The sequence below is a fragment of the Azospirillum thermophilum genome, assembly GCF_003130795.1.
GTDB lineage: Bacteria > Pseudomonadota > Alphaproteobacteria > Azospirillales > Azospirillaceae > Azospirillum > Azospirillum thermophilum.
Map to the genome: position 1 here is coordinate 361,057 of NZ_CP029358.1, position 24,474 is coordinate 385,530.

The 24,474-nt window shown below is 71.2% G+C and carries 19 protein-coding genes; 4 read left to right on the top strand and 15 right to left on the bottom strand.

All coding sequences use genetic code 11. The features are described 5' to 3' along the window. The first annotated feature begins 270 nt into the window (after positions 1-270). Both DEW08_RS29380 and DEW08_RS31435 read left to right on the top strand, forming a co-directional pair. On the top strand, positions 271-4,038 hold the full coding sequence (locus DEW08_RS29380; RefSeq protein ID WP_109334064.1) for an autotransporter outer membrane beta-barrel domain-containing protein: 3,768 nt from the start codon (positions 271-273) through the stop codon (positions 4,036-4,038). Positions 4,039-4,342: 304 nt separating this feature from the next. Further along, a complete protein-coding gene (locus DEW08_RS31435; protein WP_168220556.1) occupies positions 4,343-4,510 on the top strand; it encodes a hypothetical protein in 168 nt (55 codons plus the stop codon). Here DEW08_RS31435 and DEW08_RS29385 read toward each other — a convergent pair. Both DEW08_RS29385 and DEW08_RS29390 read right to left on the bottom strand, forming a co-directional pair. Next, complete coding sequence (locus DEW08_RS29385; RefSeq protein ID WP_146214786.1) at positions 4,492-5,226, bottom strand: hypothetical protein; 735 nt, start codon at positions 5,224-5,226, stop codon at positions 4,492-4,494. The two genes, DEW08_RS31435 and DEW08_RS29385, sit on opposite strands and share 19 nt — an antisense overlap. Before the next feature lie 181 nt (positions 5,227-5,407). Then, complete coding sequence (locus DEW08_RS29390) at positions 5,408-6,181, bottom strand: hypothetical protein (protein WP_109334068.1); 774 nt, start codon at positions 6,179-6,181, stop codon at positions 5,408-5,410. A 528-nt stretch (positions 6,182-6,709) separates the two neighbouring features. On the opposite strand from DEW08_RS29390, the gene DEW08_RS29395 reads away from it, so the two are divergent. Both DEW08_RS29395 and DEW08_RS29400 read left to right on the top strand, forming a co-directional pair. Next, a complete protein-coding gene (locus DEW08_RS29395; RefSeq protein WP_109334070.1) occupies positions 6,710-7,981 on the top strand; it encodes a hypothetical protein in 1,272 nt (423 codons plus the stop codon). A 55-nt stretch (positions 7,982-8,036) separates the two neighbouring features. Further along, positions 8,037-9,032 carry a glycosyltransferase family 2 protein gene (locus tag DEW08_RS29400; protein WP_109334072.1) on the top strand — a complete coding sequence of 332 codons (996 nt, stop codon included), beginning with the start codon at positions 8,037-8,039 and terminating at the stop codon, positions 9,030-9,032. A 62-nt stretch (positions 9,033-9,094) separates the two neighbouring features. Here the strand turns inward: DEW08_RS29400 and DEW08_RS29405 are convergent, their stop codons facing one another. The 13 genes from DEW08_RS29405 to DEW08_RS29465 all read right to left on the bottom strand — a co-directional run bounded on the left by DEW08_RS29405 (position 9,095) and on the right by DEW08_RS29465 (position 24,312). Further along, positions 9,095-9,490, bottom strand: coding sequence for a RidA family protein (locus tag DEW08_RS29405; RefSeq protein WP_109334074.1), 396 nt, complete (start codon positions 9,488-9,490; stop codon positions 9,095-9,097). Next, positions 9,468-9,902 carry an acyl-CoA thioesterase gene (locus DEW08_RS29410; RefSeq protein ID WP_109334076.1) on the bottom strand — a complete coding sequence of 145 codons (435 nt, stop codon included), beginning with the start codon at positions 9,900-9,902 and terminating at the stop codon, positions 9,468-9,470. Before DEW08_RS29410 ends, DEW08_RS29405 begins: the two co-directional genes overlap by 23 nt. Before the next feature lie 3 nt (positions 9,903-9,905). Continuing rightward, positions 9,906-11,090 carry an acyl-CoA dehydrogenase family protein gene (locus tag DEW08_RS29415; protein ID WP_109334078.1) on the bottom strand — a complete coding sequence of 395 codons (1,185 nt, stop codon included), beginning with the start codon at positions 11,088-11,090 and terminating at the stop codon, positions 9,906-9,908. A 4-nt stretch (positions 11,091-11,094) separates the two neighbouring features. Further along, the gene (locus tag DEW08_RS29420; RefSeq protein WP_109334080.1) at positions 11,095-11,919 is read right to left on the bottom strand and encodes an enoyl-CoA hydratase family protein; all 825 of its coding nucleotides are present in this window, start codon (positions 11,917-11,919) and stop codon (positions 11,095-11,097) included. A gap of 26 nt (positions 11,920-11,945) precedes the next feature. Further along, positions 11,946-12,743: an SDR family NAD(P)-dependent oxidoreductase gene (locus tag DEW08_RS29425; RefSeq protein ID WP_245987080.1), complete on the bottom strand. Its 798-nt coding sequence runs from the start codon at positions 12,741-12,743 to the stop codon at positions 11,946-11,948. Continuing rightward, positions 12,740-15,067: a bifunctional salicylyl-CoA 5-hydroxylase/oxidoreductase gene (locus DEW08_RS29430; protein WP_109334082.1), complete on the bottom strand. Its 2,328-nt coding sequence runs from the start codon at positions 15,065-15,067 to the stop codon at positions 12,740-12,742. The genes DEW08_RS29425 and DEW08_RS29430 overlap by 4 nt, the downstream gene beginning before the upstream one ends. Before the next feature lie 171 nt (positions 15,068-15,238). Further along, on the bottom strand, positions 15,239-15,970 hold the full coding sequence (locus DEW08_RS29435) for an SDR family NAD(P)-dependent oxidoreductase (RefSeq protein WP_109334084.1): 732 nt from the start codon (positions 15,968-15,970) through the stop codon (positions 15,239-15,241). 56 nt (positions 15,971-16,026) lie between these two features. Next, positions 16,027-17,649 (bottom strand): AMP-binding protein, encoded by a 1,623-nt coding sequence (locus DEW08_RS29440; protein ID WP_109334086.1) that lies wholly within the window; start codon positions 17,647-17,649, stop codon positions 16,027-16,029. An 8-nt stretch (positions 17,650-17,657) separates the two neighbouring features. Then, positions 17,658-18,179: an aromatic-ring-hydroxylating dioxygenase subunit beta gene (locus DEW08_RS29445; RefSeq protein WP_425429148.1), complete on the bottom strand. Its 522-nt coding sequence runs from the start codon at positions 18,177-18,179 to the stop codon at positions 17,658-17,660. A 10-nt stretch (positions 18,180-18,189) separates the two neighbouring features. Beyond that, positions 18,190-19,503 (bottom strand): aromatic ring-hydroxylating dioxygenase subunit alpha, encoded by a 1,314-nt coding sequence (locus DEW08_RS29450; protein WP_109334088.1) that lies wholly within the window; start codon positions 19,501-19,503, stop codon positions 18,190-18,192. A gap of 83 nt (positions 19,504-19,586) precedes the next feature. Beyond that, complete coding sequence (locus DEW08_RS29455) at positions 19,587-20,552, bottom strand: PDR/VanB family oxidoreductase (protein WP_109334090.1); 966 nt, start codon at positions 20,550-20,552, stop codon at positions 19,587-19,589. Further along, positions 20,552-22,078 carry an indolepyruvate oxidoreductase subunit beta family protein gene (locus tag DEW08_RS29460; protein WP_281262085.1) on the bottom strand — a complete coding sequence of 509 codons (1,527 nt, stop codon included), beginning with the start codon at positions 22,076-22,078 and terminating at the stop codon, positions 20,552-20,554. Before DEW08_RS29460 ends, DEW08_RS29455 begins: the two co-directional genes overlap by 1 nt. A gap of 80 nt (positions 22,079-22,158) precedes the next feature. Then, positions 22,159-24,312: a ferredoxin family protein gene (locus DEW08_RS29465; protein ID WP_109334094.1), complete on the bottom strand. Its 2,154-nt coding sequence runs from the start codon at positions 24,310-24,312 to the stop codon at positions 22,159-22,161. Positions 24,313-24,474: the final 162 nt, after the last annotated feature.

A 24,474-nucleotide genomic window follows, 5' to 3' on the forward strand; every position in this document is an offset into this window, starting at 1 on the left:
CCCCCTCCCTAGGCGAGCAACGATGGTCTCATTTTATAGCGAATTGGAGAGACAAAACTGAGACGCCGCGCGCCGGCCGGGCGGCGGCGGCGGCAACCTGGGAGCGATCGCGGGTTCCGGAGGTCGCCGTCATAGCCATGTAACAGTCCGTCTCTATTACTCCCGGCGAAGTCCGGAGCGACGGCTTGCAAGCCGCGCGAACCGGACGCCTGCCCATTTCCGGCTCCGGGCAACCCGGTCAGCCGCAAAGCCCCCCGACGGAGAGGACGCATGCCGCATCGCCACGGCCTTCTGGCAACCACCGCCCTGCATGGCTGCGCCGGCCTCGCGCTGCTCCTCTCCGGGCCGGCGATGGCGCAGTTCATGGTCACCTCCGGCAGCACCGTCACCACGGCGCAGACGCTGAGCGGCAACCAGACCGGCACCGTCCAGGCGGGCGGCACCCTGTCCACCTCGGGCGTGGCCGTCACGCTCAACAACGTGACCAGCGGGACCGGCGTGCGCATCGACAACGGCGGCTCGATCCTGTCGACCGGCACCAGCACCCGCGCCATCGACAGCAGCGGCACCGCCGCCGGCACCCGCATCTATGTGATCGACAACGGCGCGACCGGCATCATCCGCTCGGCGAACGACGCGATCCGCATCAACACGAACTACGTCTCCGGCTCCCTGACCATCAACAACTCCGGCCTGATCGAGACGACGGGCACCGGCGGCAACAGCGGACAGGCGATCGACCTCAACGCCATGACCCAGGCCGCCGTCGCGAAGACCATCGACAATGCCGCGACCGGCATCATCCGGACCGCCTTCGACGACGCGATCCGTCCGGGCGTCAACACGGTGATCAACAACGCCGGCCTGATCACCAACCTCGACGGTGCGCCCAACACCAGCGGCGGCGACAACGGCACGGCCGACGGCATCGACATCCGCCAGCCCGGCGTCGTGGTCAACAACCTGGCCGGGGGCGTGATCTCCGGTGCCCGCCACGGCGTCACCATCGACCAGTATGTTCCGGGCACCGGCAACACCCAGCTCCTCAGCGCCACCGTGACCAATGCGGCGGGCGGCGTCATCCGCGGCCGCAACGGGTCCGGCGTGGGCTCGGACGGCAACGGCACCGTCATCAACTACGGCCTGATCTCCGGCGACTATGCGGGCGCGGGCAACATCCGCAACAGCAGCGGCGTCGCCTCGCTCAACGGCGACGGCGACGGCGTGGACATCGACGTCATCGGCACCGTGGTCAATTACGGCACGATCCAGGGCACCGGGGCCGGCGGCGTCGATTCGGGCGGGCAGCCCAACGGCGCCGACGGCATCGCCATGGGCGGCGGCAGCGTCACCAACCATGCCGGCGGCCTCATCAGCGGCGTCAGCCGCGGCATCATGGTGGACAACGGCTCGGGCGGCGCCGGCTACGGCGCGACCACCATCGTCAACGCCGGGCGGATCGAGGGGCTGGCCGGTCCTGCGATCACCCTGGTCGGCCCCTACGACGACACGGTCACCAACTCCGGCACCATCGCCGGCGGCGGCGCCAACCCGGTCGCCATCGACTTCGGCGACGGCAACGACACGCTGATCATCCAGGGCGGCTCCATCACCGGACGGGTCCTGGGCGGCGGCGGCACCAACAGCCTGGTCTTCCAGCTCGGCGCCGGGAACGGCTACACGCTGGGCGGCGGCAGCGTCTTCTCCGACTTCACGACCGCCACCGTCTCCAGCGGCACGCTGACGGTCAATGGCCCGCTCGCGCTGTCCGGCGGCCTCGCCGTGGCGGCCGGCGCCGGGCTCGCCGGCAGCGGCAGCATCGCCACGCCGTCGGCCACGGTGTCCGGGACCGTCTCGCCGGGCAGCGGCGCCGCGGGGACCCTGTCGCTGGGCGGCGCCGTGACCTTCGCCGCCGGCTCGCGCCTTCAGGTGGCCATCGACCCGGCCGGCAATGCCGGCAAGCTGGCGGTCGGCGGGACCGCCACCATCTCCAGCGGCGCCGCGCTGCAGGTGGCGCCGCTGGACGGGCTCTACCTCGTCCCGCGCAGCTACGAGGTGCTGACGGCGGCCGGCGGGGTGACCGGCCAGTTCGGCGCCGTCGAGCGGCTGAACCCCGAACGGCTGGGCGCCTCGACCCTGTCGCTCGGCCAGACCGGCACCTCCGTGGTGCTGACGCTCAATCCCGGCAACCCCTTCAACGGGCAGCGCAACAGCGTCAACATCGCCAACACCGATATCGGCTACGACCTGACCGGCGCCGGCAGCGGCGACAGCCTGACCATGGAAGGCCGCTCCACGGTCCGCGCCAACATGGCGAATCTCGGCCTGCTGCAGGTCGGCACCAGCACCGGCACGGCCACCAGCCTGTCGCTGGCGTCCGGCACCCAGACGGTCACCTCGACCGTGGTCAAGCCGAACGCCAGCCTGTCGGTCGACGGCCGCCTCGCCAGCTCCACCGTGACGGTCGAGAGCGGCGGTCGGCTCGGCGGCGGCGGCACCATCGCCGGGACGCTGATCAACCAGGGCACGCTCGACCCCGGCAACTCGCCGGGCATCCTGACGGTGGCGGGTGCCGTCACCAACGGCAGCGCCTCCTCGGTGAGGATCGAGATCGACGGCGCGACCGCCGGGACCGGGGCGGGCTTCCACGACCGCATCGACGTCACCGGCACCCCCGGCACCTTCACCGCCGGCGGCACGCTGGTTCCGGTGACCCGCGGCATCTCCGGCTCCGCCACCAACGGCTACAGCCCGGTGCCGGGCCAGGGCTTCACGGTGGTGACGGCCTCCGGCGGCCTGCTCGGCAGCTTCGCCGGCATCACGCAGCCCGCCTCGGGGCTCCCGGCGGGCACGCGGTTCGACGCCGTCTATGGCGGCAACGCCCTCACCCTGCACGTCACGCCCGCCAGCTACGCCCGCCTCGCCGCGGCCGGCGTCGCGGCCACCGCCAACCGGACCGCGGTGGGTACCGCCCTGGAGACGCTCCGCCCCGCCGCCGGCGTCCGCCCGTCCGACGCGGTGAAGCCGCTGTTCGACGCCCTCTATCCGCTGGGCGCCGCCGCCATCCCCGCAGCGCTCGACCGGCTCGGCGGCGTGGTCCATGCCGAGGCGCTGACCGCCGCCCGCGACTCCGGCCGGCTGTTCGGCGACGTGGTGTTCGGCCGCACCGCCACCCTGCGCGCCGCCGGGCAGCAGGCCTCCGCCGACGCCGTCACCTTCTGGGCCCGGGCGGTCGGCCGCATCGCCTCCTCCGACGGCGACGGCAACACGGCCGGCTTCCGCACCCGCAGCGGCGGCCTGGCGCTCGGCGCCGACCGCCGTCTTTCCGACACGGTCACCGCCGGTGCGGCGCTCGGCTACCAGCGCACGGCGGTGGAGGCCCGCGGCGACGCCGGCAAGACCGACCTCGACAGCTATTCCGTGGCGCTCTACGGCGGCTACAGCCTGGACGGCTGGTTCGCCGACGGTCAGGCCGGCTACGCCTACGGCCACTACGACAGCCGGCGGCCGATCCGCTTCGGCAGCGTCAACCCGCTGGACCGGACGGCCACGGCGACGAGCGGCGGCCACTCGCTGAACGCCGCTCTGGTCGCCGGCCGCAGCCTGACGCTCGGCGGCACCCGCATCGAACCCGCGGCCGGCCTGCGCATCGACAGGGTGACGCGCAGCGGCTTCACCGAGGGCGGCGCCGGCATCCTCGGCCTTGCGGTGGAGGACGAGACGCTGACCACCCTGCGCGGCAGCCTGGGCGTGAAGGCGGCCTGGACGCTGAAGGCCGGCGACGCCACGGTGGAGCCGGAACTGCGCGCCCGCTGGGACCACGACTTCCTGGACGTCGCCGCCGGCAGCCGGGCCAGCCTCGCCGGCACGTCCTTCCGCGTCTCCGGCACCCGGCCGGGCCGCGACGCCGCGGTTCTCGGCGCCGGCCTCACGGCCGAGCTGGACGGCCGCCTGCAGGCCTTCGGCAGCTACGACGCCGACCTGCGCCGCGATGCCGTCGGGCATACGCTGAGCGCAGGCCTGCGCTACCGCTGGTGACCGGAGGGACGGAGGTCTCCCGTCACTTCCCGCTTGGCAGACGTGGGCGGCGGCGTTATGGTGGACGCATCATGAAACGCGTGATCGCCCCCGTCTGTCCGGGTTCGTCCCGATACTTTGGCCGCTGGTTTCGTCTGGCGGCCTAGGACCACGCACACGCGTTGACAACCCGAAGCCGCCCGGAACCGAGGCGGCTTTCGCATTTCGTGACCTCCCGATCGCACCCCGATCCCCGTCGCGCCACGACACCGAAATCCCGTCTCGTCCCCTCCGGGCGGCCTCCCGAACCAGGAGGTAGCTCATCATGTTCGATTTCGACGTCGTCACCGGCCCCACCCCGCCGCTGCACTGTCCGCTGAAGGACGACCACAAGCCCGCCCCCGCCGCCGGATCGCCCGGCCGGCAGCAGGACGGGACGGCGGCGGCCGCCACCCCGCCCCGGCACGAGGCCGATCACTCCTTCCGGCGGTAGATGTGCAGCCAGCCATGCTCCGATCCCTGGACGAGCTCATAGCCCTGGGCGAGCTGGTCCAGGATCGGGGCGGCGGCCGGGTCGCTCCGCCATTGCGGCGTCAGGCCCCAGACCAGCGCATAGTCCACCGTGATGCCGCTGCGCTCGCCGGCATGCAGGAACTCGTCGGTCGGCGGCGTGTAGGCGTTGGCCCCCGAACCGCGCAGGTGGATGTAGGGGTCCATCTCCTCCCGGTACCTGACCGGGAAGTTGGGGGTGGAGGCCTGGTAGAGGTTCAGGTCGACCAGCGGCCGATGCACCACGAAGCGCGACTGGGCATGGCCGTAGAAATTCATGCGGAAGCTCTCGTGCGCGCCCTCGGGGCTGAGGTTCCAGCCCGTGAAGTCCAGCACCAGCATCGTCCTGCCCGGCGGCAGCGCGGCCATCGCGCTCTCGAACTCCGCGACATAGCGGCTGGAGAGGTGCAGGTAATACATGTTGATTCCCAGCAGCCCGACCGTCGCGATGCCTGAGACGACCGCCGTCACCCGCCGCAGCGCCGCCCAGTCGCCCGCCGTCGCGATCCACAGCATGAACAGCAGGTAGGGATAGAGCTGGATGCGCTGCACCGCCAGCCCGCCGCCCGACGTGCTGTTGGGAATGACGTAGCTGAAGACGGTGATGCCGACCGCCGCCACCAGCAGCCCGTCGAGCGGTCGCAGTCCCCCTCGCGCCACCGCCGCCGCAGCATTAGGACCGAGGCGGCGAAGGGCAGCAGCGCCACCGGAATGGTGAAGACGGCCTCCCACCGGCTGTGCGACAGGATCGCGTTGCCGTAGGCCAGCATCTTGGTGCGGTAGAACACGTCCTGCCCGAACTCCACCTCCTGGCCGGTGTGCGAGGCGGCGAAGTGCAGCGTCAGCAGGGCGATCGGCAGCAGGGCCAGCGCGAAGGCCAGCACGGTCGTCCACAGCCGGCCGCCGCGCCCCCCTCGCGCCGCAGCCCGGAGGAGCCGGGCACCCGCCACTCGCACCACAGGATCCAGGCGCCCAGCGCGCCGACCGTCAGCATCAGCACGATGGCCGAGGTGATGTGCGAGAAGTAGGTGACCAGCGCCAGCAGGGCGACCACCAGCGTGCGGCCCGGCGTCATGTCGGTCCAGCGGCGCAGCGCATAGCCCAGCGTGACGAACAGCCAGGGCAGGCTCCAGATGAAGTTGTACAGCCCCAGGTTCAGCGGCCAGGCGTAGACGAAGGGCAGCGCGAACCAGGCGAGCGGCGCATTCTCCGGCCGGGCGGCGGTGACGGCATAGCGGACGCTATAGGGGAAGGCCACGATGAAGCCGGTCAGCAGCACCTTCTCGGCGCTGTGCGGCTCGAAGATCTGCAGCAGGCCGGCCAGGATCGGATAGATGAACCAGTTCGGCTCGGTCTGGATGTTCAGCTCGAAATAGCGCTGGAGGATCGGGTCGGCGGTGCCGTTGCCCAGCACCGTCAGCAGATGGGCCATCGCCACATGCACCGCCCCGTCGGGGAAGCTGAGCAGCGGGATGCTCCACAGCGCCAGCACGAGCAGCAGGACCGTCCCGGCGAACAGGGTCCGTTCCCGGGCGCTCACCAGCCCGCGCTTGGATGCCCGGCCCGCCACCGGCCCGGCATCGAGGTCCAGAGCGGCTTCGTTGCGCTGCGCCATCCCGTTCGTCTCCGTATTCTTGCAGGCGGAAAGGGTCCCCGGCGCCGGCCGGCGCGGGACACGCAAGAATAGAGAACGCAGATGCAGCAAATTCCACTGCCCAATGGGTGTGGCGGCAGCCCTTCCATTTGGGTCCGGCCCCGGCTCCTACCCCTTTTTTTCGGAGGATCCCCATCCGGCCGGCGCCATCCGGAGAGGATGCCGGGTGGAATGGGTCGATAATCCACAGGAAAACTTGGCGCGCACCGCTCCGCGGCACACCCTCCCGACGAGCCTCGCCAGCCAAGGATGGACCGAGAGAATGAGGGTGACGCATAGCGCGCCGGCCGGAGCCCCCCGGACCGGCCCGGCCTGGATGGAGCTTCTGCTGCTCCTTGCGGGGGGCTTCTGCTCGGCCTGCCGGTCCTGCTGCTCAACGGCTTTCCGCTGACCTTCGACGATACGCCCGGCTATTTCGAGCCGGCCTTCAACGTCCTGCGCCCGGGTGACGGGCCGAGCTGGACACGGCCGCCCGGCCCGCCGGCGACGGTGCCCTTCTCGGGCTTCGCCTTCTTCCTGCGGCCCTTCCCCTACACGCTGTTCCTGCTGCCCTTCACCACGGACTGGACCGTCTGGCTGGTTCCGGTCGCGCAGGGCCTCGTCGCCGCCTACGCCGTCCGCCGCGCCCTGTCTGCGGCCGGTCTGGCGCTGCGGCCGGCCCCGTTCCTGGCGGTGATCCTGGCGCTGGCCCTGCTGACCAGCCTGCCGGTGCAGGCCGGGATGATCATGCCGGACCTGTTCACCGGGCCGCTGATCCTCATGGCCTACGCCGTCTACACCGGCTGGGCGGAGCGGTCGCGGACCGGCCGCCTGTTCGACGTGGCGGTGCTGGCCGGGATGACCATGGTGCATCTCAGCCACCTGGCGATCCTCGGCGCGCTCGCCGCGCTGATGCTCCTGTGGTCGCTGGTCCGCCGGCGCGGCTTGCGGGCGGTGCTGCTCGGCCTCTGCGCGCCGCTGCTGCTCGCCGCCGGGACGCTGATGGCCGCCAACGCCGTGCTGATGAAGCATCCGGTGCTGTCGCCCAGCTCGCCGCTCTTCCTGCTGGCCCGGCTGATCGGCGACGGCCCCGCCCGCGACTATCTGGCGGAGGCCTGTCCGGAGCGCGGCTACCTGCTGTGCGGCAAGCTGGACACGCTCGACCGCAGCGCGCCGGGCTTCATCACGTCGGACTATTTCCTGTGGCATCCCGACGGCGCCCGCCATGCCTTCGGCGACACGCCGCGCTTCCTGGCCGAGGCGTCGGAGATCAACCGGGCGACCATCGCCAGCCGCCCGCTCGACGTCGCCCGCCACATGGCGATCAATGCGGCGACCCTGCTGGTCAGCCCGCAGATCGACATCATCCTGACCAACCCGGTGAAGCCCTGGACCCGCCAGTTCTTCAGCCGCTTCGGCCAGCCGGTCTACACCGCCTTCATGACCTCGCTGCAGATGGCGCAGGCCTTCCCGCGGGCGGCGCTGAACGCGGTGCAGCTCACCGTGCTGGTACTGTCGCTGCTGGCGCTCGGCTGGGTGCTCGCCACCCGCGCCGGCCGGCTCGGCGGACGGCAGGGCGGGCTGCTCGCGGTGCTGGCGCTCGGGCTGATGCTGAACGCCGCGGTGGCCGGCGGCCTGTCGGCGGTCCATCCGCGCTACCAGAACCGCGTGGCGTGGCTGCTGCCGCTGGCGGCGATCGCCGCCCTGCTGGCGGTCCAGCCCCGCCGCACCGAGGAGCCGGCCGCGTCACCGGCCCTTGCCTCCGGCAGGCCGGCCGCCTGACCGGCCCCGAAGAGCCCGGCTGAAACCGGTGACGAAGACAACGGAGAATGACCCCATGTCCATCGCTGAACGCCGCCAGCCGATCGAGTTCCGCGCGACCGTCGCGGCGCCCGACGCGGCAAAGCTCCGCGTCGCGGTCCTGATCCCCTGCTACAACGAGGAGGCGGCGATCGGAAAGGTGGTGAGCGACTTCCGCGCCGCCCTGCCCGACGCCACCATCTACGTCTACGACAACAACTCGCGCGACCGCACGGTGGAGGTCGCCCGGACGGCCGGCGCCGTGGTGCGGCGCGAGCCGCTGCAGGGCAAGGGCAACGTCATGCGCCGGATGTTCTCGGACATCGAGGCGGACGTCTATGTGCTGGTGGACGGCGACGACACCTACCACGCCGCCTCCGCCCCGGCGATGATCGAGAAGCTGGTGTCCGAGCAGCTCGACATGGTCAACGGCCAGCGGGTGACCGACATCGCCGCCGCCTACCGCCCCGGCCACCGCTTCGGCAACAAGCTGCTGACCGGCATGGTGGCCGCCATCTTCGGCAGCCGCATCCAGGACATGCTCTCCGGCTACCGGGTGTTCTCCCGCCGCTTCGTCAAGAGCTTCCCGGCGCTCGCCAGCGGCTTCGAGACGGAGACCGAGCTGACCGTCCACGCGCTGGAGCTGAACATGCCGGTGGACGAGGTGAAGACCCCCTACAAGGACCGGCCGCCGGGATCGGTCAGCAAGCTCAGCACCTACCGCGACGGCTTCCGCATCCTGCGGACCATCCTGATCCTGGTGAAGGAGGAACGGCCGCTCGCCTTCTTCTCGTCGCTGGCGCTGGCCTTCCTCATCCTGTCGCTGGCGCTGGCCGAGCCGATCATCGTGACCTATTGGCAGACCGGCCTGGTGCCGCGGCTGCCGACCGCGGTGCTGGCGACCGGCATCATGCTGCTGGCCTTCCTCAGCCTGACCTGCGGCCTGATCCTCGACACCGTCACCCACGGCCGGCGCGAGATGAAGCGCCTGCGCTACCTGACCATCCCCGCGGTGGGCGCCGACCGCAAGTAGGCGGACCTCCCGCCCGCGCCTCCCACGGACGGTCCGTCGGGAGAGGCGCGGGCGGGAGCCCCTTACTCCGGCACCACCGCGATCGCCTGGATCTCCACCTTGGCGCGGTCCTCCATCAGGGCGGAGACCTCGACCGCCGCCATGGCCGGGAAGTTGCGGCCGAGCACCTCGCGGTACACCCCGCCGATCTCGCGCAGATTGTCGAGATACTCGCGCTTGTTCGTGAAGTACCAGGTCATGGTCGTGATGTGCTCGGGACCGGCGCCGGCCTCGGCCAGCACGGCGACGACGTTCTGCAGGGTCTGGCGGACCTGCCCGACGAGATCGTCGGTCTCGAACTCGGAATGACGGTTCCAGCCGATCTGGCCGGCCACGAAGACCATCCGGCCGCTGGCGGCGACGCCGTTGGCGTAGCCGACCGGCTTCACCCAGTCGTCAGGCTGAAGGATCGTGTGCATGGGGGCTCTCCAGATAGGCCGCGAAGGCGGACCGGACGTCCTCCGGCCAGGGCTGTGATTTGTGGGTGTCGAGCGAGGTGCAGACCACCGTCTGCGCCGCCCGGAAGCGGAGCTGCCCGTCCGAGCGCACCTCGTGCCGGAGGTCGAGGGAGGCGCCGCCGATCCGCACCACCGTCAGGCTGCAGGTCAGCGGGTCGCCCAGGAAGGACGGGGCGAGGAACTCGGTCGTCATGACGGCGGTCGGCAGGCCGAGCCGCCGCTCGGGAATGGTGGTCCGCCACGGGAAGCCCATCGCCGTCCACCAGTCCTCCACCACGCCGTTCATCAGGTCGAAACAGCGCGGGAAGTAGACGATCCCGGCCGGGTCGCAGTCCGAGAAGCGGACGGCCCGCTGGGTCACGAATGCCGGCATGGGTCAGGCTCCCTTCAGCAGCTCGCGGGCGACGATCAGCTTCTGCACCTCGGTGGCGCCCTCGTAGATGCGCAGCGCGCGGATCTCGCGGTAGAGCCGCTCGACGATCTCGCCGCAGCGCACGCCGCGCCCGCCGAACATCTGCACCGCGCGGTCGATCACGGTCTGCGCCGTCTCGGTCGCCGTCATCTTGGCCATCGCCGCCTCCTTGGTGGTCGGCTGGCGCTGCACGTCGCGCCGCCACGCCGCCCGGTAGGTCAGCAGCGCCGCCGCGTCGATCCCCGTCGCCATGTCGCCCAGCGCCGCCTGGGTCAGCTGCAGGTCGGCGAGCGTGGCGCCGAACATCGGCCGGGACTTGGCATGGGCCGCCGCCTCGTCCAGCGCGCGGCGGGCGAAGCCCAGCGCCGCGGCGGCGACCGACGCGCGGAAGATGTCGAGCGTCCGCATGGCGATCTTGAAGCCCTCGCCCGGCACGCCCAGCCGGCGCGCCGCCGGAATGCGGCAGTTCTCGAAGCGGATGGTCGCCAGCGGGTGCGGCGCCATCACGTCGATCCGCTCGGCGATGGAGAAGCCCGGATCGTCGGCGAGGACGACGAAGGCGGAGATGCCGCGGGTTCCCGGCGCCTCGCCGGTGCGGGCGAAGACGGTGTAGACGTCGGCGATGCCGCCGTTGGAGATCCAGGTCTTCTCGCCGTCCAGCACGTAGGAGTCGCCGGAGGCCCGCGCCGCGCAGGACATCGCCGCGACGTCCGATCCGGCCTCCGTCTCCGACAGGGCGAAGGCGGCGAGCCACTCGCCGGCGCGCACCCGGGGCAGCACGGCCGCCTTCAGCTCCGGCGAGGCGGACAGGCCGATGGCCCCGGTGCCCAGCCCCTGCATGGCGAAGGCGAAGTCGGCGATGCCGTCGTGCCACGCCAGCGTCTCGCGGGCGAGGCAGACCATGCGGGAGTCGATGGGCGGTGCATCGGCCGCGGCGCCGGCGACGCAGGCCTCCAGCAGCCCGGCCTCGCCGAGCGCCCGCACCAGGCGCCGGCAGGCGCCGTCCACGTCGCCATGGTCGATCCCCGCCATGGCGGGAGAGGCGGCGAAGGCGTCCAGCCGCCCGGCATAGCCGTGATGGCCGGCGGCGAAGAAGGGCCAGTGCAGATGCTCGCGCGTCGGCCCGGCGAGGGGGGTGGGACCGTGCATCGCCTCAATCCCCCTTGAACTGCGGCTTCGCCTTGGCGGCGAAGGCCTCGAAGGCGCGCTGGAAATCCCTGGTCGCCATGCAGATCGCCTGGGCCTGCGCCTCGGATTCGATCAGCTCCTCCAGCCCCATCGCCCATTCCTGGTTCAGCATGGTCTTGGTCATGCCATGGGCGAACCACGGCCCGTCGGCGAGCGAGCGGGCGAGCGCCGTCGCCTCCTCCTCCAGGCTGTCCGCCGCGACGAGGCGGTTGTAGAAGCCCCAGGACTGCCCCTCCTCGGCGCTCATGGCGCGGCCGGTGAACAGCAGCTCGGCGGCGCGGCCCTGGCCGATGATGCGCGGCAGGATCCCGCAGGCGCCCATGTCGGCACCGGCCAGCCCGACGCGGGTGAAGAGGAAGGCGGTCTTGGCGGCCGGCGTGGCGAGGCGGAGATCGGACGCCATGGCGAGGATGGCCCCGGCCCCGGCGCAGACGCCGTCCACCGCCGCGACGACCGGCTGCGGGCAGCGGCGCATCGCCTTGACCACGTCGCCGGTCATGCGGGTGAAGGCCAGCAGCTCCGGCATCGCCATCTTGGTCAGCGGCTCGATGATCTCGAACACGTCGCCGCCGGAGCAGAAGTTGCCGCCCTCGCCGGTCAGCACGACGGCGCGGACGTCCGACGCATGGGTCAGGTCGCGGAACAGGTCGCGCAGCTCCGCGTAGCTGTCGAAGGTCAGCGGATTCTTGCGGTCCGGCCGGTTCAGCCGGATGGTCGCGACGCGCCCGTCCCCGCTCGCCTCATAGCGGAAATGCCGGGCCTGATAGTCCTTGAACGGCCGCTTGTTCATGCCGCGAGTCCTCCTGGTTCTTCTTGTCAGCCCGCCAGCACTTCGCCGCCGGCGACCGCGATGGCCTGCCCGTTGATCGACTGCGCGCCCGGCGAGGCGAGCCACAGCACGGCGTCCGCCACCTCCTCCGGCCTGACGAGGCGTCCCTGCGGGTTGGCCCCGGCAAGCTCGGCGACCGCCTGCTCCGCACTGCGCCCGGTCTTCTCAGTGATGGTGCGCACCGCCGCCTGCAGCAGCGGCGTGTCGGTGAAGCCGGGGCAGACGGCATTGACCGTGATGCCGGTCCGCGCCAGCTCCAGCGCCAGCGCGCGGGTCAGCCCAACCACCCCGTGCTTGGCCGCGCAATAGGCGGCGACATAGGCGTAGCCGGTCAGCCCGGCGGTGGAGGCGACGTTGACGATGCGCGCGCCCTCCCCCGTCGCCTTCAGGTCCGGCAGGACCGCCTGCGTCACCTGGAAGACGCCGGTCAGATCGACCGCCATCACCTGCGACCACATGGCGAGGCTGGTCTTCTCGAAGGGGGCGCTCGGCGCCTCGCCGGCATTGTTGACCAGCAGGGCGACCGGGCCGAAGCCGGCGCGGGCGGTCTCCAGCCCGCGGGCGATGGCCGCGGGATCGGTCACGTCGAAGCCGTCGGCCACCTGCGCCCGTCCCGTGCCGCAAGCCTGCGCGATGCGCCCGGCCACCGCCTCCAGCGGGTCCCGGCGGCGCCCGGCGAGCGTGACGCGGGCGCCGGCCCCGGCGAGCGCCAGCGCGATGGCCGCGCCGATGCCGCTGCCGGCCCCGGTCACCAGCGCATGGCGCCCTTCCAGCCGGCCGCTCACTTGGCCGGCCCTCCGGCCAGCGCCGCGGCACGGGCGAGGTTGGTCTCGTACTGCATCTTGCCGGAGCGGTACTGCCTGGGCCACGCGATCTCCGTCAGGCCGATCTTCGCCGCCTCGTGCAGCGCCCAGGCCGGGTCGGCCAGATGCGGGCGGGCGACGGCGCAGAGGTCGGCGCGGCCGGCGGCGATGACCGAATTGGCGTGGTCGGCCTCCGAAATGGCGCCGACCGCGATGGTCGGGATGCCCACCTCGTTGCGGATCTTGTCGGAGAAGGGGGTCTGGAACAGCCGGCCGTAGACCGGCTTCTCCTCCTTCGACACCTGTCCGGAGGAACAGTCGATCATGTCGGCCCCAGCCTCCTTGAACATGCGGGCGAAGATCGCCGCGTCGTCCGGCGTGTTGCCGCCCTCGACCCAGTCGTGGCAGGACAGGCGGACCGAGATGGGCTTGTCCTGCGGCCACACCGCGCGGATGGCATGGAACACCTCCAGCGGGAAGCGGGCGCGGTTTTCGTGCGACCCGCCATACTCGTCCTCGCGCCGGTTGGTCAGCGGCGACAGGAAGCTCGACAGCAGATAGCCGTGGGCGCAGTGCAGCTCCAGCCAGTCCGCCCCGGTCTCCGCGGCGAGTTTGGCGGAGCGGACGAAGTCGTCGCGCACCCGGTCCATGTCGGCCCGGTCCATCGCCCGCGGCACCTGCGAGTGCGGCAGGTACGGCAGGGCGGAGGCGGAGATCAGCGGCCAGCCCCCCTCCTCCAGCGGCTGGTCGATGCCCTCCCAGGCCAGCTTCGTCGCCCCCTTGCGCCCGGCATGGCCGAGCTGGATGCCGACCTTGGCGTCGCTGTTGGCGTGGATGAACGCCACCATGCGCCTCCAGCCGTCCCGTTGCTCCCCGTTCCACAGGCCGAGGCAGCCGGGGGTGATGCGGGCGTCGGGCGACACGCAGGTCATCTCGCCGAACACCAGCCCCGCCCCGCCCATGGCGCGGGCACCGAGATGCACCAGATGGAAGTCGCCGGCCACCCCGTCCGTCGCCGAGTACATCGCCATCGGCGACACAACGATGCGGTTGGGCAGCGTGACGCCGCGGATGCTGTAGGGGGTGAACATCGGCGGCAGCGCCCGCTCGCCCTCGGCCACCGTCAGGCCGCTGCGCCGGGCGAACCAGCGCTCGTACCCCTCCAGCCAGTCCTTGTCGCGCAGCCGCAGATTCTCGTGGCTGATGCGCTGCGAGCGGGTGAGCATGGAGTACATGAACTGCTCGGGCTCCAGCGTGTCGGCATAGCGGTCGCCGACCACCTCGAACCACTCCATGGCGTTGCGCGCGGCGTTCTGGATGCGCGCCACGTCGACCCGCCGCACCTCCTCATAGGCCTCCAGCACCTCGGGGATGCGCGCCGCGTCGTGGCCAAGGATCTGGAACTGGTTGGTCAGCTCGATGGCGTCGTCGATGGCGAGCTTGGTGCCCGACCCGATGGCGAAATGCGCGGTGTGGGCGGCGTCGCCCATCAGCACGACATGGCTGTTGCCGTTGAAGTGGCTCCACTTGCCGCAGATCAGCCGGTAGAAGTTCAGCCAGGCCGACCCGCGCAGGTGCCGCGCGTTGGTCATCAGCCTGGCGCCGTCCAGCACCTCGGCGAACAGCGTCTCGCAGAAGTCGATCGACTGCTGCTGGTCCATCTCGCCCAGCTTGTGGGCCTCGTAGGCCTCCTCCGTCGTCTCGACGATGAAGGTCGAGGTCTCGGCGTCGAACTTGTAGATGTGCGCCTGGAACCAGCCGTGCTCGGTCTTGCGGAAATCGAAGGTGAAGGCGTCGTACTGCTTGTGGGTGCCGAGCCAGATGTAGCGGTTCGGCCGCAGCAGCAGGTCGGGCTGGAAGACGTCCTCGTAGCGCTTGCGGATCTGCGACCACACGCCGTCCGACGCGATGATCAGGTCGGCGTCGGGGAACTCCAGGTCGGACTCGACCTCGCGTTCGAACACCAGCTCGACCCCCAGCGCCTCGCAGCGGGCCTGCAGGATGTTCAGCAGCCGCTTGCGGCCGATCCCGACGAAGCCGTGGCCGGTGGTGCGCAGGCGCCGGCCCTTGATCAGCAGCTCGATGTCGTCCCAGTGGTTGAAGGCCTGCTCGATCTCCGCCGCCGTCTCGGCGTCCCAGCGGCGCATCGCCTCCATGGTGGCGTCGGAGAAGACGACGCCCCACCCGAAGGTGTCGTAGGGGCGGTTGCGCTCCACCACCGTCACGGAATGCGCCGGGTGCAGCTTCTTCATCAGGAGTGCGAAGTAGAGCCCCGCCGGGCCGCCGCCGATGCAGACGATGCGCATGGAGTCCCCTCCCTGGTCGGGCGCCGTCCGCATCCTCCGGACCGGTCGCCCTGTCAATGTTTGACAATTCAAATATAGAGGCGTCAAAGGTCCCTGTCAACGACCGTGCCGGGACCACCGAGACCCCTTGCCCAGCCGTCGCCCCACACCGCGGCCTCCTCGGCTCGTGCCTCAGATCGTCACGGATCCGACGCTGGCGCCGCCGCAGACATAGAGGACCTGCCCGGTCACGAATCCGGCCTCGCGGGCGGCGAAGAAGGCCACGGCGTTCGCCACGTCCTCCGTCCGGCCCAGCCGCTTCACCGGGATGCTGGCGGCCAGCGCCGTCTCGCGCGCGCTGCCGGGGGTGATGACGTCCTGGAACATGGCGGTGTCCTGGATCGGGCCGGGCGCCACCACGTTGACGGTGATGCCGTGCGGCCCCAGCTCCAGCGCCCAGGTGCGCGCCATGCCGATCATGCCGGCCTTGGTCGCCGAGTAGGCGGTGCGGGTCTGCAGGCCCAGCGCCGCGCGCGACGACATCAGGACGACGCGCCCGAAGCCCGCCGCCTTCATCGCCGGCAGGGCGGCCTGCAGCAGGATCAGCGGCGCGCCGAGGTGGAGCTGCGTCAGGCCGTGCAGGTCGTCCTGCGCCACCTCCTCGACCAGCTTCGGCCAGATGACGCCGGCATTGTGGACGATGTGGCTGACGGCATGGCGCCGCGTCACCTCGGCCGCCGCCTCGGCGGTGGCGGCGGCGTCGAGCAGGTCGACCTCCAGCGCCTCCAGCCGCTCGTGGCTCCAGGACGGGCTGCGCCGCGCCAGCGACACCACCCGGTAGCCGTCCGCCAGCATCCGGCGGACGATCCCCTCGCCGATGCCGGTGCTGCCACCGGTGACGAGGGCGACGGGAACACTGCTCATTGGACATCTCCCGAGGCTGTGCGGTCACCCTCCCCCCGAGGGGGAGAGAGGGGGCCTCAGCCCCGCTTCTTCATCGCCCGCGTGTCGATGGCGGTCCCCGCCGCGACGATGCGGGCCACCAGCTCCTTCAACTGGCCGCGCTGGATCTTCTGGGTCGAGGTCAGCGGCAGCTCCTCCACGAAGGCGACCCAGCCCGGCGCCTTGTAGTAGGCGAGCCGCGACAGGCAGTGCGACACCAGACCGGCGGCCAGCGCCTCCCGCTCGCCCTCCCCCGCCGGCTCCTTCGTCACCACGCAGGCCAGCACCTCGTCGCCGCGCACCGCGTCGGGCGCCGCCGCCACCGCCACCGCCTTCACCGCGGGATGGCGCAGCAGCACCCCCTCCACCTCCACCGCCGAGATGTTCTCGCCGGACCGGCGGATCACGTTCTTCTTGCGGTCGACGAAGTGGAAGGAGCCGTCCGGCCCCCGCCGCACCACGTCGCCGGTGTGGAACCAGCCGCCGGCCCAGGCCTCGGCCGTCGCCTCGGCATCCTTCAGATATTCGCGGAAGAAGCCGAAGCGCGGGCTGTCGCCGGCCCGGCGGACCAGCAGCTCGCCCGGCTCGTCCGCCCCGGCCTCCCCGCCGCCCTCCGCCACCACCCGCACCTCGATGGAGGGGTGGACGCGGCCGAAGCAGTTCGACCCGACATGGCGCGGCTCCTCGCCGGCGGCGATCACCGCGCCGGCCCCCGTCTCGGTCATCGCCCAGGCCTCGATCAGCGGGAAGCCGAAGCGCGCCTCGAAGGGCGCCTGCAGCTCGCGCGGCACCCCGGCGCCGAAGCCGAAGCGCACCGCATGGTCGCGGTCGCGCGGGTCCTCCGGCAGGCCGATCAGCATGGAGGGCATGACGCCGAGATAATGGACGATGGTGGCGCCCGACTGCCGCACGCTGTCCCACCAGCTCCGCGGATGGAAGCGGTCCACCGCGATCAGGCAGCCGCCGGTGGCGACCATCGCCATGGCGCTGTAGGCCATCGCGTTCATGTGGAAGACCGGCAGCGGGGTCAGCATCCGCTCGGCGCCCGGCCGCATGGCGATCAGCCCGCCGGTCCCGCTGTACCAGCGCCCGGCCTCCAGGAAATACTCGTTGGGCAGGACGCAGCCCTTCGGCCGCCCGGTGGTGCCCGAGGTGTAGAGCAGCGCGCATTCGCTGTCGATGTCCGGCACCCCGCCCCGCGGCGGCGCGCTCGGCGCCGGGGGCGGCGCCTCGCCCGGCTCCACCACCGCCACCACGCGGGCCACCGCGGCGGCGGCGGCGAGGATGTCCTGCCGGCGCGACGGGATCGCCACCGCCGCCACCAGCTCCGAATGGCCGATCAGATATTCCAGCTCGGCCGAGCGCATGTCAGGGTTGATCGGCACCACCGAGATGCCGAGCCGGTTCAGCGCGAACCAGGTCAGGAAGAAGGCCGGCCGGTTCTCCAGCAGCAGCCCGACGCGGTGCCCATGGCCGTAGCCGGCGGCGCTCCAGGCCGCGGCGCTGCGCTCCACGAGAGCGGCGGCGGCGGCGTAGGAGATTTCCCCCGCCTCGATGCCGTAGATGCCGGCGGTTTCCGGCAGGACGGCCAGGAAGGGCCGGTCGGGCCAGGTGGCCGCCGCGTGGCCGAAGGCGTTGGCGACGGTGGCATGGTCGAGCATCGCCGGCCTCACGGGAAAAGCTGGATGTTGCCGAAGGCGGCGTCGCAGTTCACCAGATCGACGCGCTTCAGCGTCATCCGCAGCCGGCCGTCCACGACCGTCAGGTGGTGCGTCGCCCAGGCGGCGTAGAGCGTCTGCTCGTCCCGCCGCGCCTCGACATAGTGCATCGGCGTCCAGGTGACGTAGCGGTTGGCCCCCTCGTCGCGGACGTCGACCATCGGCGTCTGCAGCAGATGATGGCAGCGGCTCTGCGGCTGCTGCGAGAAGGTGCGCCGGCCCTTCAGCCGCTCCACCCGGACCTTCAGCAGCAGCAGGTCCTCGTACATCAGCGAGCAGGTCAGGCGCGGGTCGGTCTGCCCATGCTCCAGCGGCACCCAGTAATGGCCGTCGGGGGTGAACAGCTCCAGCCACTCCTCATGGCGCTGCTGGTCGAGCAGCCGCGCCTCGCGCGTCACGAACTCGACGAGCTGCGCGTCGGTCGGACTCCCGGTGATCGAAGCCGCGGAGATCGGAGTCGTCATGTCGGTCATGGTCTGCCCCTCACATCCCGGCGGTCATGTACTTGACCCAGGCGCGGAACTGGTTGCGCATCTGCCACTCGTTGGTGCCGTTGGTGACGGCCTCCCCCTCCACCCGTTCGCCGGGATCGTAGAGGCGCTGGACGTTGACCCAGGGATTGCCGTCGCTGGCCAGCGCCTCCTGGGCGCGCTCGTACATCTCCAGGTCGTCGTGGCCGACCACCGAGGTCGGGGCATTGACCAGGCGGTTGTACATCAGCGTGCGTTCCAGCAGCAGGTCGGGCGCGTCGACCAGCCGGAAGGTCCAGCTCTCGACCAGCGTGCGGTCGGCGGCGATCGGGCGGAACACGCGCAGGAGCTGGATCGGCCCCTTGATCATGATGTTGGGGAAATAGACGGTGTTGTGCCGCGCCTCGTCCATGATCGCCTTGGCGCGCTCCTCGCCGTAGGCCGCACTCATCTTCTCGAAGTATCCCGGCACCGCCGAATAGTCGGAGTGGATGGAGTGGCTGACGCCGGTATGGCCGTGTCCGTTCTCCCACACCCGGATCTTCATGTTCTCGAAGAACTCGTAGGGGCTGACGAAGGGCGCGAAGATCTCCACCGCCATCGGCTTGGGCGTGCCGGGCGGGGCGGCGTTCCACACCGACACCGCCGTCCCGGCCGAGCTTTCATGCGCGACCATCGGGTGGCAGGTGTCGGTCTGGTTCTCGACCAGCATCTTCCAGTTGCAGTTGTGCATGTAGCGCAGCACGCCGCCCGCCACCTCCAGCCGCCCGGCCGGCGAGCGGTCGATCATGTTGTCGAGGCTCGACAGGCTCTGCCCGAAATAGGTCTCGAACGCCTCGCCGCTCGCGGCCAGCCGGGCGAAGACGAAGCCGCGATAGTTCCGCACGTTGCCGACCGCGGTCATGCCCTTGGCGGCGTGGCTGTCCTCGAAGCCGGTGTTCTCGTAGCCCTTCTTCAGCGGGATCGACAGCAGGCTGCCGTCGGTCCTGAAGGACCAGGCATGGTAGGGGCAGCGGAAGAACTTGCCGGTATTGCCGCAGGGCTCGCCCGCCACCTTGACGCCCTTGTGCGGGCAGCGGTTGTAGAGGACGCGGACGCTGCCGTCGCTGTGGCGGACCATCACCACCGGCTGCCTGCCGATGGTCGTCGTGAAGAAATCGCCGGGGTTCGGCACCTGGCTGTCGTGGCCGACATAGACCCAGGCGTTGGCGAAGAGCTGCTCCATCTCCAGCTCGAAGACCTCGGGATCGGTGTAGAGATCCCGGTGGACCTCGGTCTCGCGCACCAGCCCGCGGATGGCGTCGACGTTTCCTCTGTATTTGCCCATGGAGTGTGTCCTCCCTTGATCGGACGGTGCGCCGCGCGTGTCGTGTCCCCTCGCCGGCGGAGCGGCGGGGACGGTCCCTTCCCTTACAAATCCAGCACCAGCCGCGGCGTCTTCGAGCGCGACACGCAGATCTGCATCACCGTGTTGGACGCCTTCTCCCGCTCGGTCAGCAGGTAGTCGCGGTGGTCGGGAACGCCGTCCAGCACGCTGACCTGGCAGATGCCGCAGTCGCCGCGCTTGCAGTCGTACATCGGGTCCATCCCGGCCTCGATCAGCACCTCCAGGATGGTCTTGTCCGGCGGCACGACGAAGCTGCGGCCGCTGCTCTCCAGCACCACCTCGAAGGACTGGTCGCCCTCCTGCGGCGCCGCCGCGGCGAAGATCTCGAAGCGCAGCCGCCCCTCGCTCCAGCCCAGCCGGCCGGCCGCCCCGCGCGCCGCCTCGATCATGGCGAGCGGCCCGCAGACATAGAGCGGCTCGCCCGCCGTCAGCCCGGCCATCAGGCCCGGCAGGTCGAAGACCCGCCCGGCCTCGTCGTCGGCATGGACCGCCAGCGCCCCGCCCGCCGCCGCCTCGCACTCCGCCAGGAAGGCGAGCTGGCCGCGGCTGCGCCCGGCGTAATGGAAGCGGAAGGGATGGCGGGAGGCCCGCAGCCACGCAGCCATGGACAGGATCGGCGTCACCCCGATGCCGCCGGCCACCAGCACCACCGGGGCATCCGCCGGTTCCAGCGGGAAGTTGTTGGCCGGCGGCGAGACGGTCACCCGGTCGCCCACCGCCAGCCCATGCATGTAGGCCGAGCCGCCGGTGCTCTTCTCCTCCAGCCGCACGCCCAGCAGATAGCTGTCCGGCCGGGTGGTGGCGCCGGGCTCCGGCCGCGGGTTGATCAGGCTGTAGGAGCGGTCGTCGCCGCCCGGCAGGCGCACCTTGACATGGGCGCCCGGCTCCCAGCTCGGCAGCGGCTCGCCATGCGGGCGGGCCAGCCGGATCGCCCGGACCAGCGGGGTCTCGCCGCGGATCTCCGTCACCACGAGGTCGAGGCTGTCCATCAGGCGGCTCCGTCCGTCAGCATGCTGTCGATGGTCTTCAGGGCGCCGTGCAGCCGGTCGCCCGTCTCGTCGATCAGGGCGACGTCGCGCAGGCGCCGTACCCAGTCGGCGGCATCCTCGCGCCCGGCCAGCTTCGGCACGGCGCCCATCACCCGGTCGAACTTGGAGGTGCCGCGCGAATGGGTGTCGGAATAGCCCTTCACCAGCCGGCGGCATTTCAGGATCTCGATCGCCAGGGCGCGGTCGGCGGCGGCATGGCCGAGCGCCAGCGTCATCCAGGCGTCGACATGCGCCATCTCGCGCCCGTGCCGCAGCGAGGACGGCCGGAAGCGCTTCAGCCCGGCCAGCAGATAGAGCGGCAGGAACCAGCCGACGGTGCCGGTGCGCACCCGCCGCCCGCGGTTCACCAGCCGGTCGAGCGCCTTGTGGAGTCCCGGCCGCGCTTCGATCGCCGCCCCCAGCCGCGCCGGAAGCGAGCCGCAGACCTCCTCCATGCGCGGGTGCATGAACTCGGTGGTGTAGACGATCTGGTCCGGCCTGGCCGCCACCTCCCGCCGCACGCGGTCGAAGCGGCTGGCGCGGATCTTCAGGTCGGCGACGCGGAACACGTCGTCATAGGCCAGCGCCACCGCGAGCTGCCGCGCCGCCTCGACGGTCAGCGCGAAGCCCGGCCGGTCGAACGGCAGGAAGTCCTTCAGGCGGTCGAGATAGCCGTGGGCATAGGCGGCGTCCTGCCACTCCACCAGCCGCTGCACCCCGGCATAGATCATGCCGTGCGTCTCGCCGGGAAACTCGCTGCGGATGCGGCCCAGCAGCCGGTCGAGCTCGGCATGGCCGGTCTGGGGCGGCAGGTCGGGGATGCGCTTGGGCGGGGTGCGCAGCGGCTGTTCCGGCGCGCTGCGCGTGTCGGCGGCCCGGCCGAAGCCGGCGGCGAAGGCGCGCAGGCTCGCCTCCACCCCGACGCCGCCGGCGCGGATCGCCTGCTCGAAGGCCTCGCGCGGGAACGGCAGGGCGCCGCTGCCGGCCAGCGCCCCGAACATCGCCGCCGAGATGACGGAGCCGTTCTTCTCCGCTAGCGTCGCCATGTCGAAGGCGATGGTGCGCCTGGCCGCCACCCCGGTCGCCTCGCTCACCACCGCGGGGTCGCCGATGCCGTCGCCCGGCTTCTCCTTCTCGCCGACGGCGAAGGAGCGGTGGGTGGAGGCGATGAAGGTCGTCTTCTCCGGCGTGACGAAGCCGCGCAGCATGGCGCGCCCGCCTTCCATCCATTCGGCGGCCAGCACCACGTCGACGTCGCCCGGCACCGGCGACAGGGCCAGCACCGGCCGCGCGTCCGGCCGGGCACGGATCATCTCGACATAGTAGATGGTGGCGCCGGTGCGCTGGGCGACGCCGGGCACCGAGGTGGACTGCGCGACATGGCCGTTGGCCTCGGCCAGCGCGACGATCCAGTCCGCCAGCACGCCGCCGCCCTGCCCGCCCATGGCGAGGATGGCGACGGAGACCGGCTTGTCCTCCAGCAGCAGCCGGGGCGTGGTCCCGGCCGGCTCGGCGACCGGATGGTCGGTGAGGGGGCGTTCATCGAGGCGTCTCCTCTCGGGACCGGTCAGGCCGGGAAGGCCAGCCGGCGGGCGTCGTGGCGGCGCTGCAGCCAGCCGATCACCGTGCCGCGCAGCCGCGCCATCCAGCGGTCGCGCCGCGTCGGGTTCTGGATGATGTCCGCCCGGTAGAAGGAGGGGCAGAGCACCGCCGCCTCCGACACCTCGCCGCAGTTGCCGCAGCCGACGCAGGAATTGTCGATGGCGGCCACCGGGTCCTCCTTCAGCGGGTCGTCGCTGTGCTTCACCGACAGCGAGGGGCAGCCGGACAGGCGGATGCAGGCGTGGTCGCCGGTGCAGACGTCCTCGTCGACGCCGAAGCGCTCGCGCACCACCCGCTCCCCGCGCTTCACCGCCGCCGCGGTCAGCGGCTTGATGCGGCGCTGCTTGTTCAGCATGCATTCGGACGAGGCGACGATGATCTTCGGCCCGCCCTCCTTCGTGGTCAGCGCCTCCTTCAGCGTGTCGCGCAGCCGCGCCACGTCGTAGGTGCGGTCGATCTGGCGCACCCAGCGGGCGCCGATGCCCTTCACCGCGTCGACGATCGACATGTTGGTGGTGCGCGCCTTGTTCTGCGCGCGGGACGACAGGATGTCCTGCCCGCCAGTGGCCGCCGAATAGTGGTTGTCGACGATCAGGATGACGCCGTCCGCCTTGTTGAAGACGGCGTTGCCGACGCCGGACGACAGGCCGTTGTGCCAGAAGCCGCCGTCGCCCATCACCGCGATGGACCGCTTGCCCGCCGGCACGTTGAAGGCGGCGGCGGAGGCCGGGCCGAGGCCGTAGCCCATGGTCGTCGCCCCCAGGTTGAAGGGCGGCAGGATCGAGAACAGGTGGCAGCCGATGTCGGCGGCGATGTGGTGCGGCCCCAGCTCCTTCTCCACCAGCTTCATGGCGGCGAAGATCGGACGCTCCGGGCAGCCGGTGCAGAATCCGGCCGGGCGCGGCGGCACCACGTCGGCCAGCGCCTTCACCTTGGGGTCGGCCAGGACCGGGCGGGCGTCGGGCAGCGGCGGGCGGTTGCCCAGCAGCTCCTGCGCATGCATCTCGAAGAATTTGCCGAAGGCGTCGAGCATCACCGTGGCGGTCAGCTCCCCCGCCACCGGAAAGACGCCCTTGCCCTCCAGCCGGGTCGGCAGGTCGGCCTTGCGCAGGATGCCGGCCAGCGCCTGCTCGATGTAGTTGGGCTGCCCCTCCTCCACCATCAGCACGGCGCGCTTGCCGCGGCAGAACGCGACCAGCTCCTCGTCCACCAGCGGATAGGTGACGTTCATGCAGTAGAGCGGCACCCGCGTGTTGCCCCACACGTCGGCGAGGCCCAGCGCGGTCAGCGCCCGGATCACCCCGTTGTACATGCCGCCCTGCAGGATGATCCCGACCTCGGCCAGCCCGTCGCCGAAGGTCTCGTTCAGCTTGCGCGCCTTGATGAACTCGACGGCGGCCGGCCAGCGCTTGGCGACCTTCTCCTGCTCGTGCAGGAAGGAGGCGGGGGGCAGCACGATGCGGTTGGTGTCGCGCACCGGGTTCTCCAGCGCCTGGGCCAGCGTGAAGGCCGGGCGCCGGTTGTCGCGCGCGATGAAGCTGCCGTGCATGTGGCAGGAGCGGATGCGCACCTCCAGCATGACCGGCGTGTTGGAGGCCTCCGACAGCTCGAAGCCGTCGCCGACCGCCTTGACGATGGCGGGCAGGTTCGGCCGCGGGTCGAGCAGCCACATCTGCGACTTCATGGCGAAGGCGTGGCTGCGCTCCTGCATGATGGAGGAGCCCTCGCCGTAATCCTCGCCGACGATGATCAGCGCGCCGCCGGTCACCCCGCCCGAGGCCAGGTTGGCCAGCGCGTCGGAGGCGACGTTGGTGCCGACCGTCGACTTCCAGGTCACCGCGCCGCGGATCGGATACATGACGGAGGCCGCCAGCGTCGCCGCCGCGGTCGCCTCGCTGGCGCTGGATTCGAAATGGACCCCCAGCTCCGACAGGATGTCCTGCGCGTCGGCCAGCACGTCCATCAGGTGCGAGATGGGCGAGCCCTGGTAGCCGGCGACATAGCCGACGCCGTTCTCCAGCAGGGCCTTGGTGATGGCGAGGATGCCTTCGCCGCGGAACTCCTCCCCGGCGCCGAGCCTCAGGTCCTGGACCTCCCGTGCAAAGGAGCGCTCCGCCATCGCCGTCCCTCCCGCTCAGATCGATGCATATTCATATTTCACCCCTCAAACATTGTCAACGCAAACTTTTTGTGCATCAACGTGCATCCGCGGAAGGGGCGGACGGTCCGCCGGGGCAGCAGCATCAACACGTTGCGGTGCAACGATTCCCGGATGGGCACG